The 12350-nt window shown below is 72.9% G+C and carries 12 protein-coding genes and 1 tRNA gene; 9 read left to right on the plus strand and 4 right to left on the minus strand.

The annotated features are described in order from the left end of the window. Nucleotides 1-80 precede the first annotated feature (80 nt). Nucleotides 81-1556, plus strand: coding sequence for a hypothetical protein (locus HHX30_RS11935; protein ID WP_211591906.1), 1476 nt, complete (start codon nucleotides 81-83; stop codon nucleotides 1554-1556). On the opposite strand, the gene HHX30_RS11940 is transcribed toward HHX30_RS11935, so the two are convergent. Both HHX30_RS11940 and HHX30_RS43215 read right to left on the minus strand, forming a co-directional pair. Then, entirely contained in the window at nucleotides 1485-1961 is a 477-nt protein-coding gene (locus HHX30_RS11940; RefSeq protein WP_169981969.1) for a hypothetical protein, read from the minus strand. The two genes, HHX30_RS11935 and HHX30_RS11940, sit on opposite strands and share 72 nt — an antisense overlap. Before the next feature lies 1 nt (nucleotide 1962). Continuing rightward, the gene (locus HHX30_RS43215) at nucleotides 1963-2673 is read right to left on the minus strand and encodes a DUF6286 domain-containing protein (protein ID WP_169981970.1); all 711 of its coding nucleotides are present in this window, start codon (nucleotides 2671-2673) and stop codon (nucleotides 1963-1965) included. 177 nt (nucleotides 2674-2850) lie between these two features. Here HHX30_RS43215 and HHX30_RS11950 point away from each other — a divergent pair, with 177 nt between their 5' ends. Continuing rightward, a complete protein-coding gene (locus HHX30_RS11950; RefSeq protein WP_169981971.1) occupies nucleotides 2851-4026 on the plus strand; it encodes an amino acid deaminase/aldolase in 1176 nt (391 codons plus the stop codon). A gap of 143 nt (nucleotides 4027-4169) precedes the next feature. Here the strand turns inward: HHX30_RS11950 and HHX30_RS11955 are convergent, their stop codons facing one another. After that, nucleotides 4170-4496: a DUF3618 domain-containing protein gene (locus tag HHX30_RS11955; protein ID WP_169981972.1), complete on the minus strand. Its 327-nt coding sequence runs from the start codon at nucleotides 4494-4496 to the stop codon at nucleotides 4170-4172. A gap of 134 nt (nucleotides 4497-4630) precedes the next feature. Between HHX30_RS11955 and bcp the strand changes: the two genes are divergently transcribed. Both bcp and HHX30_RS11965 read left to right on the plus strand, forming a co-directional pair. Beyond that, nucleotides 4631-5098 (plus strand): thioredoxin-dependent thiol peroxidase, encoded by a 468-nt coding sequence (gene bcp / locus HHX30_RS11960; protein ID WP_169981973.1) that lies wholly within the window; start codon nucleotides 4631-4633, stop codon nucleotides 5096-5098. A 528-nt stretch (nucleotides 5099-5626) separates the two neighbouring features. After that, nucleotides 5627-5703: transfer RNA gene (locus tag HHX30_RS11965), tRNA-Leu, on the plus strand. Between the two features lie 257 nt (nucleotides 5704-5960). Here the strand turns inward: HHX30_RS11965 and HHX30_RS11970 are convergent. Then, the gene (locus tag HHX30_RS11970; protein WP_169981974.1) at nucleotides 5961-6236 is read right to left on the minus strand and encodes a hypothetical protein; all 276 of its coding nucleotides are present in this window, start codon (nucleotides 6234-6236) and stop codon (nucleotides 5961-5963) included. Nucleotides 6237-6240: 4 nt separating this feature from the next. Here HHX30_RS11970 and HHX30_RS11975 point away from each other — a divergent pair, with 4 nt between their 5' ends. The 5 genes from HHX30_RS11975 to HHX30_RS11995 all read left to right on the plus strand — a co-directional run bounded on the left by HHX30_RS11975 (nucleotide 6241) and on the right by HHX30_RS11995 (nucleotide 12299). Beyond that, a complete protein-coding gene (locus HHX30_RS11975; protein WP_169981975.1) occupies nucleotides 6241-6858 on the plus strand; it encodes a hypothetical protein in 618 nt (205 codons plus the stop codon). Between the two features lie 174 nt (nucleotides 6859-7032). Further along, complete coding sequence (locus HHX30_RS11980) at nucleotides 7033-8214, plus strand: histidine kinase (protein ID WP_310742225.1); 1182 nt, start codon at nucleotides 7033-7035, stop codon at nucleotides 8212-8214. 66 nt (nucleotides 8215-8280) lie between these two features. Further along, on the plus strand, nucleotides 8281-8946 hold the full coding sequence (locus tag HHX30_RS11985) for a response regulator transcription factor (RefSeq protein WP_310742224.1): 666 nt from the start codon (nucleotides 8281-8283) through the stop codon (nucleotides 8944-8946). Between the two features lie 113 nt (nucleotides 8947-9059). Then, nucleotides 9060-9803 carry an ABC transporter ATP-binding protein gene (locus HHX30_RS11990; protein WP_169981977.1) on the plus strand — a complete coding sequence of 248 codons (744 nt, stop codon included), beginning with the start codon at nucleotides 9060-9062 and terminating at the stop codon, nucleotides 9801-9803. Between the two features lie 3 nt (nucleotides 9804-9806). Next, a complete protein-coding gene (locus HHX30_RS11995) occupies nucleotides 9807-12299 on the plus strand; it encodes an FtsX-like permease family protein (RefSeq protein ID WP_169981978.1) in 2493 nt (830 codons plus the stop codon). Nucleotides 12300-12350 lie beyond the last annotated feature (51 nt).

Below are 12350 nucleotides of genomic sequence, written 5' to 3' on the forward strand. Positions count from 1 at the left end.
TTCATGATCATGCAGGCGGGCGGAGCGTCGGCCAGGGCCAATAAGGTGGTGACCTCACCGACGAGGAGGAGGGCCGTCACGTGAGGTGGCGCGAGGCGCTGCGCCCGCATCGGGCGTTCCTGGTCGTGCTGGCGGCGGGTGTCGCGCTGCGCGCGCTCGCCGTGCTCGGCTACGGGCCCGCGCTGTGGTTCTGGGCCGACTCCTTCGCCTACCTCAGCTCGGCCCTCGACCTGCGGCCGCTGCCCTCACGGCCGTCCGGCTACTCACTGTTCCTGGCGGCGCTGAGCCCGCTGGGCAGCATCACCGCCGTCGTGGTCGTCCAGCACCTGCTCGGCCTCGGCATGGCCGTCTGCGTGTACGCGCTGCTGCGCCGCCGCACCCGGCTGCCGGGCTGGGGCGCGGCGCTGGCGGCGGCGCCGGTGCTGCTCGACGTCCACCAGATCCAGCTCGAACACCTCGTCATGGCGGACCTGCTGTTCACCGCGCTGGTCGTGGCCGCCGTGACGATCCTGCTGTGGCGTCCCAGGCCCGGCGGGTGGTCCGTCGTCGCCGCGCTGCTGCTGCTCGGACTGGCGACGGTCACTCGCACCCTCGGGCTGCCCCTGATCGCGCTGGCGCTGCTGACGATGCTGTTCGCCCGGCGCTGGCGGGCCGCGCTCGCCGGGCTCGCCGCCGCGTCCGCCGTGCTCGGCGGGTACGCCGTCTGGTTCCACGACGCCCACGGGTCGTACGGGATGGGTGGCAGCAGCACCTGGCTGTGGTCGCGGACGATGACCTTCGCCGACTGCGCGGTCATGAAGCCGCCGAAGGAACTGGCGGTGCTGTGCCCGTCGGGGCCCCGGCTCGCCGCGCCCGCCTACATCTGGGACGCCGACTCGCCCATCCAGCGGGTGAAGAAGGACAAGGAGCGCCTGGCGGGCGAGTTCGCCTCGCTGGCGATCCGCAGCCAGCCCCTCGACTTCCTGACGACCGGTCTGCACGACGCCATGTGGGCGTTCGAGTGGGACCGCAAGGTCTACCCCGCTCCGGGCACACAGAGCGCGTACGTGTTCCCCGCCTCGGTGAAGCCGTTCACCGCCAAGGTGGCCTCCTCGGGCCGTACGGCGGCCGAGCTGACCACCGCCTACCAGGGACGCTCCGGGGACACCGACGTGGCCGAGCCGTTCGCGGGGTGGCTGCGCGCCTACCAGGAGCAGGGCTTCCTGCGCGGGCCGCTGCTGGCGGCGATCCTGCTGGCCGGGCTCGCCGGGCTGGTGGCGCGGCGGTGGACGGCGCTGCTGCCCTGGGCCGCGGCGGCGGTCCTGCTCCTGCTGCCGCCCCTGATCGCCGCCTTCGACCACCGCTACGTGGTGCCCGTGGTGCCGCTCGCCTGCCTGGCCGCCGGGCTCGCCCTCGGCAGCGGCGCGACCCGCGCACCATGGCGATCAGAGGGGCGATCAGAGGGGCGATCAGAGGGGCGCTCGGAGATGCGCGCCAGGGGACGGTCAGCGGCGGCGGACGTGCAGGCGGACGACCGCAAGCGCGTCGTCACGACCGACCGCGCGGCGAACACGTGAGATCGCCGACTCGTCCAGCCGCCTGATCACCTGCCGCAGGTCGGCCGACCGCTGGAGCGACACCGACACCCGCAGCCTGCCGTCGCGCACGAGCCTGACGGAGATTCGGCCGATCCCGTCGATCCCCTTGAGCGCCACGCCGAGCATGGCGATGCCGGAACCGGTGCGGCTGCCGACCCTGCCCCAGCCGAGCGCCATGACGAGCCAGCGGGTCGCGACCAGTGCGAGCAGCATGGCCGCCCCGGCCAGCAGGGGCAACACCCACGGCCGCCCGTCGGCCACGCTCGCGTCGGCCAGGGCCGCACCGGGCCGCCGCCGCGCGGCGGCCAGCAGGCCGGCGCCACCCGCGACAAGCGCGAGGCCCACCAGGCAGAGCCCGACCCGGTTCCCCAGTCGCGGACGCACCTCAGCCCCCTCTCCGGCGCAGCCGTACGACGACCTCGTGGCGGGACCGGACGCCGAGGCCCGACAGCCGGTCTCCCACGGCCGCGCCGACCTCCCGCAGCAGGGCCCCGGTCCTGTCCGCGTCGGCCACCACGGCGACCTCGATCCGCCTGCGGAAGATGTGGACGTCGGCCCGGCGGACATGCTCGACCTCGCGAGCCGAGGCGGCGAGCGTCCGGCGCAGACCGGCGCGGGTCAGGCCCATGGCGAGCAACGGGTCCCGGCATTCCAGGGGCACGAGCCGGGGACGGCCGGGGACGATCGCGAGGGCCACCAGTCCCACCCCGCAGACGATCATGCCGACCGCGGCGACGGGGACGGCGGGGTCGGCCGGCGTGATGTTCAGCAGCCGGGGCGGCAGCCGCCAGGGCAGGGACCCGCCGATCATGACGGCGACGACCGCCGCGGTGAGCGCCCAGCCGAGCAGGGCGATGACGGAGGCGACCGCGACGGCGGCCGGGGTGCGGCCCGGCCGCAGGGCACGCATGGCGGCCCGACGGCCGGCCACGCTGTCCGCCGCGACGCCCATGCCGCTTCCGGCGCCTGTGCCGCTGTCGGCTCCCTCGGCGCCTTTGGCGCTCCCCGCTCTTCCGGCGCCCTGGGCGCGCCTCGCCGACGACCCCGCCAGGATTGCCTGCACGACGCTCATCAGCCGTTCACTCTTCCCGCTCACCGCGCCGGGTCCGCTCGGTAGTCACGTCACCATGGGTACACGGAGCGGCGGCGGGAGGTGCGGGTCACCCGCCGTCTTGCGCGATCATGGCGGCCCCCCGGCGAAGACTTTGCCCAGGCACGGTTAACGTGAATTCGGCTCATGTATTTCCGCCGATAGCCGTACTAGGCTGCGCACATGGACGACCGACAGCGCCTCGACCAGGCCACGGCCCACCTGGAGCCGCCATTCGCCGTCCTCGACATGGACGCGCTCCGGTCGAACGCGGCCGCCATGGTGCGCCGGGCCCGGGGCAAGCCGATACGGGTCGCCAGCAAGTCAATCCGGTGCCGGTCCGTGCTCGAACGGGTCCTGGCCATGGACGGCGTCTCGGGCGTCATGGCCTTCACGCTGCCCGAGGCGCTGTGGCTGGTCTCCACCGGCCTGCGGGACGTGCTCGTGGCCTACCCGACGGCGGACAGGACCGCGCTGCGCACCCTGGGATCGGACGAGATCGCGGCGCGGGAGATCACCGTCATGGTGGACTCGCCCGAGCACCTCGACCTGATCGAGAGCCTCCGGCTCCCCCACCGCGTCCGGGTGTGCCTGGACCTCGACGCGGGGTTCGTGGCCTTCGGCGGCAGGTTCCGCGCGGGCGCGCTGCGGTCGCCGATCCGCGAGCCCGAGCAGGCGGCCGAGATCGCCGCCCACATCGCCAAGCGCCCGGGGCTGCGGCTGGCCGGACTCATGGCGTACGAGGCGCAGATCGCCGGGGTGGGAGACGACGTGCCCGGGCCGTACGGGCGGGCGGTGCGCCTGATGCAGGAGCGGTCGCGCCGCGAACTGGTCGTGCGGCGCGGCCGCATCGTGCGGGCCGTACGCCAGGTGGCCGACCTGGAGTTCGTCAACGGCGGAGGCACCGGAAGCATCGAGAAGACCGTCGCCGAGCGGGCGATCACCGAGGTCGCCGCGGGCTCCGGGTTCTTCCATCCCCGCCTGTTCGACTTCTACCGGGGCTTCACCGGCCGACCGGCGGCGCTGTTCGCCCTGCCGGTCGTGCGCAAGCCGGCTCCGGACATCGTGACCGTGCTCGGAGGAGGCTACCCCGCCTCCGGTGCCCCGGGACCCACCCGGCTGCCCCAGCCGTACCTGCCCGCGGGGCTCAGATACCACCCGGACGAGGGCGCGGGCGAGGTGCAGACGCCCCTGCTCGGCGAGGCCGCGGCCGATCTCCGCCTCGGCGACCGCGTCTGGTTCCGGCACGCGAAGGCCGGCGAGTTGTGCGAGCGCTTCGCCTCGCTGCACCTGATCGAGGGCGACCGGGTCACCGAGGAGGTCCCGACCTACCGCGGCGAGGGCGAGACCTTCCTTTGACGTCCTCCCCCGCAGCCGCCGATTCGGGCGACGTGACCGCCGCCCCGGGCCCCGCGACCACGGCGCCGGCCTGGCGGCTGCCTCGCCGTGGAAACGCGCACGCCGCCGCGAATCGCGTCACGGCGGCGTCGTCCCCCGGCGGGTCAGCGGGAGCGGCGGCGCAGGAGCACGATGGCCGCGCCCACGACGACGACCACGCCGATTCCGATCAGCACCGGAGCCATGTTGGGTGCGGGGTACTCCGCGGGCTGCTCTCCTTCGCCGTCGGCCGGGGCGTACGTGCGCGGCCCCAGGACCATGTCCTCCATGGACGTGACGAAGTCGCGCGCGTTGGCCTTCGCCTTCGCGACGCCGCGCTCCGCGACCCGCTTCGGGCTCACCCGGTCCGCGATGGCGTCGACCGTGCGAGCGAGCTCCGCCCGCGTGCGCTCGATCTTCAGCTCCAGCGCATCGGGATCGGTGTCCGCCATGCGATCCCCCTTCTGTGGTATTGGTGTGTGATCAGTCTGCCAGGTCCGCCGGTCGCCCCGCACAGCGACTGAGCCGGTAGTTTGGTTGACGCTTGCCCGCCGATCGCCGCGGGTCACATTTTCCGGAGGACGTGATGAGCAAGCTTCAGCCCGGCGACGCCGCGCCGGACTTCACCCTGACCGACGCCGACGACAACGAGGTCTCGCTGGAGTCGCTCCGCGGCAGGCGGGTCATCCTGTACTTCTACCCTGCGGCGATGACCCCCGGATGCACCAAGCAGGCCTGCGACTTCCGCGACAACCTCGGCGCGCTGACCGAGCAGGGCTTCGTGGTGCTGGGCGTGTCCAAGGACAAGCCCGCCAAGCTGCGGCAGTTCCGCGAGCGCGACGCGCTCACCTTCCCGCTGCTGTCCGACGCCGGTCTGGACGTGCACAAGGCGTACGGCGCGTACGGCGAGAAGACGAACTACGGAAAGACCGTGATGGGCGTCATCCGGTCCACGTTCGTCATCGATCCCGACGGGAAGATCGAGAAGGCTCTCTACAACGTGAAGGCCACCGGTCATGTCGCCCGCCTCACGAAAGAGCTGGGAATTTCCTGACATATCCCTTTCGCCACACTCCCGGGATTGTCGGCGGCCGCCGATGAATTCCGGGACATGGTGAAGTACAAGTACACATCCGAACTGCCGGCCGAGGCCGCGGCGAAGGCGGCGAGCATCGCCGACGCGCTGCGCCACCTCGGCATCCCGTGGTCGGGCGGTGCCCACGCCCACATCAGCGGCCGCCTCAAGCACGTCGGTATCGACACCTCCCACTTCCTGGGCCAGGCTCATAGGCGGGGCCAGCCGTCGCCGCGACGGCGTCTACCGGCGGACGTGCTGGTCCTGAATCCCGTCGGCGCCGCTCGCGAGAAGCCGGGCAAGCTCCGGCGGGCACTACGTGAAGTGGGAGTCCCCTACCGCTGCGCAGACTGTAAGATAGGCGGCACTTGGCAGGGCCGGTCGCTGACATTGCACATCGACCACGTCAACGGAAACTGGCTGGACAACAGAAGAGAGAATCTGCGATTCCTCTGCCCGAACTGCCATTCTCAGACCGAGAATCTCGCGGGCAAGGGAAAACGCGAAGGGGTCGTAGTCCAATGGCAGGAGACCGCGGCTTTAGGTGCCGTACAGTGCGAGTTCGAATCTCGTCGACCCCACCAAAATCCAAGTAGAAACAATGGCGCACCGGATTCCCTGGAAAAGGGAGATCCTGCCGGCCGAGTTCGTCGCCGTACGGCTCTCGCGGCACCCGCACGCCGACCGGCGCGCGCTTCGGTGACCGCCCGGGCCCACCCGGGGCCTGATGCCCGTAACCGGGAGGAGCCGGCAGCCGCGGCGACCCGACAACCCGCCGGAGAAACCCCCTTGGGCGCGCGCCGGCCCCTCCGCCGGCGCGCGCCCTTCCGGGAAGCGAAGATCAGCCGGGCGCCTGGCAGCGCACTCCGGCCTCGGTGCTCCTGCACCATGGGGGCAGGAGGTCGTCCTGGGACTGCGGGGCGTTCTGGCCGTAGCCACGGGGGAAGAAGCGCTGCCGGTCACCTCCGGCGTCCCAGTTCGTCCCCGCGTCCGCCCGGTCCCAGACCATGGCGGTGACGGCCACGACGCCACCGCCGAGGAGCGCTCCGACGAGCGCGGACGCGATGCCGACGGCCACCAGCCGGCCCGTGTGCCCACGCGGGAGCCGAGCCGCCAAGCGCGTGGAGAAGCCGGGCCGCGGGGCCGACGCGATCGGCGGACGCGGGTTCTGCCAGCCAGGGGCGTTCCATCCCGCGCCTCCGGGCCCGAAGGCGTACCCGCTGCCGCCCGGGATCGCGCTCGCGGGTCCCGGCCCCGGCCGGCTCGGGCCGGTGGAGCCTGTCCACGGCGCGTACGGCCCCGGCGTCCCGGGCGTGTTCATCGGGCCGGGCGTGTTGCCGGGGCTGGCCCAGGATGAACCCGGCCCCGCCGCCCTGGGCGTGTTCGCCGGGCTGGTCCAAGGTGACGTGGGATTCGTCGGAGGTGGCGGTGGCATGGTCGCCCCGGCCGGCCCTGTCTGCGTGGTCGTGCCGGTTGGCGCACTCGGCGCGACCGGCGCGGTCCCGGCGGGCCCGGCCTGCATCGTCGACCCGGCCTGCACCGTCGACCCGGCCTGCACCGTCGGCCCGGCCGGCTCAGCGGCAGCGGTGGTCGCAGCCGGCCCGGTCGGCGCCGCCGGGCCGGCGGGCTCAGCGGCCCCGCTGGTCGCGGTCGGCTCACTCAACCCGGTCGGCCCGGTTTCCGGCTCCGGGCGCGGGCCGCGCGGCTCGTCCCCGGTGCCGCGCGACCCCGCGTCCTGATCCGCCATTCAGATCTCCCTTTACCCGCTTCAGAGAAGCGTTCCCGCGAACAAGGATGCGCCGTGATCCGTAAGAACGGCGTAAACCCGGCGGGCGCCTGCGACCTGAGTCGTACCGCCGTATCCACCGCAAGGGTGAGACCTTCCTGAGCAGCCGATACGTATGGTTGGGTACGTGTTCGGCAGACTGCGCGCCTGGACTCGGCGCCACAGCAAGCTCGTGGACGCGCTCACGGTCTCCCCTCTGGCGCTGTTGAGCCTGGCCACCGTCGAGGCCTTCACCCGGTCGGGCTCGGTCGGGGCCCGGGATGTCGGTGCGCCCGGGCTGCTGCTGCTGTCGGCCGCGCTCATCGTTCCGTTGACCTGGCGCCGCGACCACCCCCGCGAGGTGTTCGCCGTGGTCGCCGCCGTCAGCTTCGTGCAGTGGCTGCTCGACGTCATCGTCCTGCCCGCCAACATCGCGGTGCTCGTCGCGGTGTACGGCGTCGCGTCGCGCTGCACGCTGCGGTGGGCGCTGGCCGCCGGGGCGGTCGCCGAGTTCGGGCTGCTGCTGGCGATGCTGCGCTGGTCTCCCGACGCAGGGCAGGCGTGGCCGTCGTCGTCGGCCTTCATCGTCGCCGTGTGGATCGCCGGGATCTACGCCAACACCCGCCGTCGCTACGTGGAGAGCCTGGTCGAACGCGCCGAGCGGGCCGAGCGGGAGCGCGACCAGCAGGCGCGCATCGCGGCCGCCGCCGAGCGTGCCCGCATCGCCCGTGAGCTGCACGACGTGGTGGCGCACAACGTCAGCGTGATGGTCGTCCAGGCCGACGGCGCGGGTTACGCCCTCGACGGCGACCCGGAGCAGGCGCGGCGCGCCATGCAGGCGATCTCCGCGACCGGGCGGCAGGCGCTGGCCGAGATGCGCAGGCTGGTGGGCGTCCTGCGGCAGGACGCCGGCAGCCCGGCGGAGGAGTACGCTCCGCAGCCCGGCGTGGCCCAGCTGGGCGACCTGATCAGGCAGGTCAGGGACTCGGGGCTGCCGACCGAGTTCACCGTGTCCGGCACCGCGCGTACGCTGCCCGAGGGCGAGCAGCTCGCCGTCTACCGGATCGTGCAGGAGGCGCTGACGAACGCGCTCAAGCACGGCGGCCCCGGCACGCGGGCCTGGGTGGAGATGACGTACGGCAGGGGCGAGCTCGAGCTGAGGATCAGCGACGACGGCAGAGGCGCCGCGGCGCCGCGCCTGGTCGGCGGGCACGGCCTGATCGGCATGCGGGAGAGGGCGGCGATGTACGGCGGGAGCGTCGAGGCGGCCCCCCGGACCGGCGGCGGGTTCCGGGTGGTCGCCAGGATCCCCATCGGGATGGCCGCGTGACCGGGCCGTCCCCCGGCCGCGTACGGTTGCGGGGATCGCGGCGATGACGAGCGGAGCGGAGCGGCAGTGATACGCGTCATGCTGGTCGACGACCAGGAGCTGGTACGGACCGGGTTCCGGATGGTCCTCGGGGCGCAGCCGGACATCGACGTCGTGGGTGAGGCGGCGGACGGGCTGGCGGCCGTCGAGGCGCTGCGCACGGTCGAGGCGGACGTGGTCCTCATGGACGTCCGCATGCCGCGGATGGACGGCGTGGAGGCGGCCCGCGTCATCTGCGCGGCGCCGGACGGTCCCAAGGTGCTGATCCTGACGACGTTCGACCTCGACGAGTACGCGTTCGCCGCGATCAAGGCGGGCGCGGCGGGATTCCTGCTGAAGGACGTGCCGCCGGCCGAGCTGATCAGCGCGATCCGGTCGGTCCACACGGGTGACGCTGTGGTCGCGCCGAGCACGACCCGCCGCCTGCTCGACCGTTTCGCCGTGCTCCTGCCCGAGGGGGACCGGCAGCGGCAGGAGACCGGCGTGCTGACGGCTCGGGAGCGGGAGGTGATGTACCACGTGGCCCGCGGCCTGTCGAACACCGAGATCGCGGCGCGCCTGCACCTCGCGGAGGCGACCGTGAAGACCCACCTGGGCCGCATCCTGGCCAAGCTGGGGCTGCGCGACCGCGCCCAGGTGGTCGTCTACGCGTACGAGACCGGTGTGGTCTCCCCCGATCATCCGCGGGGCTGAGTCCGGACTACCTCGCAAGTCGCACACGTCCCGCAGGACCCGTCCCGGGGCCGCACACGGAGAACGTCCGCGAGGCCGAGGAAACGCCCTGATCACGGCCATAGCGTGGCGTCATGACCACAACAACCCAGGTTCGCACCGCGGTCGTCGCGCGGGGACTGACGAAGGTGTACGGCGAGGGCGACGCGGCGGTGCACGCGCTGCGCGGCGTCGACATCGGTTTCGCCGCGGAGGCGTTCACCGCGATCATGGGGCCGTCCGGCTCCGGTAAGTCCACCCTGATGCACTGCCTCGCCGGTTTGGACACCGTGACGGACGGACGGGTGAGCATCGGCGACGTCGAGATCACCGGTTTGAACGACAAGCAGCTCACGCTCCTGCGTCGTGAGCGCGTCGGTTTCATCTTCCAGGCGTTCAACCTGCTGCCGACGTTGACGGCCGAGCAGAACATCCGGCTACCGCTGGAGATCGCGGGCCGTCAGGCCGACCAGGCGCTGTTCGACCGCGTGATCGAGACGGTCGGCCTTCGGGACCGGCTCAGGCACAAGCCGAGCGAGCTGTCGGGCGGCCAGCAGCAGCGTGTCGCAGTGGCGCGGGCGCTCATCAGCAAGCCCCAGGTGATCTTCGCCGACGAGCCGACCGGAAACCTCGACTCGCGCAGCGGCGCCGAGGTGCTGGCGTTCCTGCGCAGGTCGGTGCGGGAGCTCGGACAGACGATCGTGATGGTGACCCACGACCCGGTGGCGGCGTCGTACGCCGACCGGGTGGTCTTCCTGCGGGACGGCCTGCTGGTGAGCGAGATCGATCGGCCGACGCCGCAGGCCGTGCTCGACACGCTGATGGCGCTGGAGGCCTGAGCCGTGTTCAGGACCACTCTCACCGGGCTGCTGGCGCACCGCCTGCGCCTGCTGCTCACCTCCCTGGCGATCGTGCTCGGTGTCGGGTTCATCGCGGGCACGTTCGTGCTCACCGACACCATCGACGCCGGGTTCACCCAGTCGTTCGCCGCGGACGCCGACAAGGTGGACGTGGTGGTGACGCCCAAGGACGACGCCGAGGGCGACGCGAGCCTGCCGCAGAGCGCGCTCGCGGCGGTCAGGGCGGTGCGGGGCGTGCGGGACGCCCAGCCCATGGTGTCCGGGGACGCCCCGCTGATCGGCAGGGACGGCAAGGTCGTCGGGGACTTCCCGACCGCCGGGGTGTCCATCCCGGCGAGCCGCATCAAGATCACTTCGGGGCGGGCGCCCTCCGCCGCCGGCGAGGCGGTGCTCGACAAGAACACCGCCAAGGCCCAGGGGCTGGCACCGGGGGCGACCGTCGCGGTGCTCGACCGGGCGGGCGAACGGCAGGAGTTCCGCCTCGTCGGGATCTTCGACGTGGGCGTCGACCAGAACCTCGCCTACCGGGGCGCGGTCGCCTTCACCCCCGACGCGGCGCGGCGCGTCACCGGCGCCAAGGGCTACACCGAGATCGACGTCGTCTCCTCGGGACCCTCGCCGGAGAGCTTGCGCACGGCCGTCGCGGCGGCCGTGGGCGGCGACGCGACGGTGATGACCGGGCGGGAACGCGCCGACGAGGTGGCCAGGCGCAACCACGTGGACACGTCCTACATCCGGCTGGGCCTGCTGCTGTTCGGCGCGGTCGCGCTGCTCGTCGCCGCGCTCGTCATCTACAACACCTTCAACATCCTGGTCGCGCAGCGGATGCGTGAGATGGCGCTGCTGCGCTGCATCGGCGCCACCAAACGGCAGGTCTTCGGCTCGATCGTGCTGGAGTCCGCCGTGGTCGGTCTGCTGTCGTCGGTGCTGGGCCTGCTGACGGGCCTCGGCCTCGGGGCCGCGGCGGTCGCCGTGCTGAGGGCCGTCGGCACCGACATCCCCACGGGCACGGTGACCCTGTCCCCGCAGACGATCGCCGTCGGCCTGTGCACCGGCGTCGTCGTGACGATGGCCGCCGCCCTGCTCCCGGCGCGCCAGTCCACCCGTGTGCCGCCCGTCGCGGCGCTGCGCGCGCAGGTCGAGGAGCACACCTTCCGCACCGGGGTCGTACGGATGGTCGTCTCGGTCCTGCTCCTGCTGGCGGGGGCCGGCCTCACCGCGGCGGGGGTGCTGCAGAAGCCGGGCCAGGCGGCGCTGCTGACGGTCATGGCCGGCGGCGTGCTCGTGTTCTTCGCGGTGCTGGTGCTCGGCCCGGTGATCGTACGGCCGCTGAGCGGGCTGGCCGGCTGGGTGCCTGCGCGGCTGTTCGGCGTGCCGGGACGGCTCGCCCTGGACAACTCGCGGCGCAACCCCAAGCGGGCGGCCACCACGACGGTGGCCCTGACCGTCGGCGTGACGCTGATGACGTTCATGTCGGTCCTGACCGCCACGGTGCGGACCACGGTCGGCGGCGAGCTCGACAAGCAGTTCCCCGCCGACTACATCCTGTCGGCGCAGACGGGCACGATCCCCCGCTCGGTCGCCGACGCGCTGCGCGGGAGCCGCGACCTCGCCGCGGTGACCGAGTTCCGCGGCAAGAAGGCCAAGGTGAACGGCCGCGACTACGAGGTGGGCACGGTCACCCAGTCGGCCATCGGCACCGCCATCAAGCCGGAGGCGTCGTCCGGCACGCTGCACGGCTTCGGCGCGGGCGACGTCGCGGTGGCCGACTACGTGGCCCGGGACCTCGGCGTCGCGGTGGGCGACACCGTGACCATCGCGTCGGGAGGGAAGAGCGCCTCGCTCGAGGTGGCGGCGGTGCTGAAGGCCGGCGTGTCCCTGCTGCCGCCGTTCACCATGGCCGAGCAGGCGTTCGAACGGCACTTCGGCGCCGTGGACGACACGCAGATCCTGGTGGACGCCGCCGACGGCGTGGCCCCGGAGCGGGCGCGCAAGGTGGTGGACGACGCCACGGCGGCCTACCCGGCGGTCAAGGTCGGCAGCACGACCGAGATCCGCGGCCAGTTCGACGAGGCGATCGACTCGATGCTCATGGTCGTCACCGGGCTGCTGGCCCTCGCTATCGTGATCTCGCTGCTCGGCATCGCGAACACGCTGTCGCTGTCGGTCCACGAACGGACCCGCGAGTCCGCGCTGCTGCGCGCCCTCGGGCTGACCCGGCCGCAGTTGCGGGGCATGCTCTCGGTCGAGGCGCTGGTCCTCGGCCTGGTGGGCGCGATCGTCGGCGTCGTGCTCGGCACGGCGTACGGCTGGGCGGCGACGACGACGCTCACGGAGAACGTCTCCTTCCAGCTTCCAGCCGTGCAGATCCTGATCTTCATCGCCGCCTCGGGCCTGGCCGGGGTGCTCGCCGCGGTGCTGCCCGCCCGCCGGGCCGCCCGGGCGTCGGTCGTCGGGGCGCTGGCCGCCTCCTGACCGCCGCTCCCCCGGTTCCGTACGGGCCGGGGCGTCGGTCGCCCGGGTCAC

Origin of the sequence: Microbispora sp. H10836 (genome assembly GCF_012999525.1) — a bacterium.
Classification (GTDB): Bacteria; Actinomycetota; Actinomycetes; order Streptosporangiales; family Streptosporangiaceae; genus Microbispora.

Excerpts from the sequence above, each read along its gene's own strand:
- HHX30_RS11955 (WP_169981972.1), bottom strand. The coding sequence starts at position 4,496 with ATGGCGGACACCGATCCCGATGCGCTGGAGCTGAAGATCGAGCGCACG.
- HHX30_RS11990 (WP_169981977.1), top strand. The coding sequence starts at position 9,060 with ATGACCACAACAACCCAGGTTCGCACCGCGGTCGTCGCGCGGGGACTG.
- HHX30_RS11950 (WP_169981971.1), top strand. The coding sequence starts at position 2,851 with ATGGACGACCGACAGCGCCTCGACCAGGCCACGGCCCACCTGGAGCCG.
- bcp (WP_169981973.1), top strand. The coding sequence starts at position 4,631 with ATGAGCAAGCTTCAGCCCGGCGACGCCGCGCCGGACTTCACCCTGACC.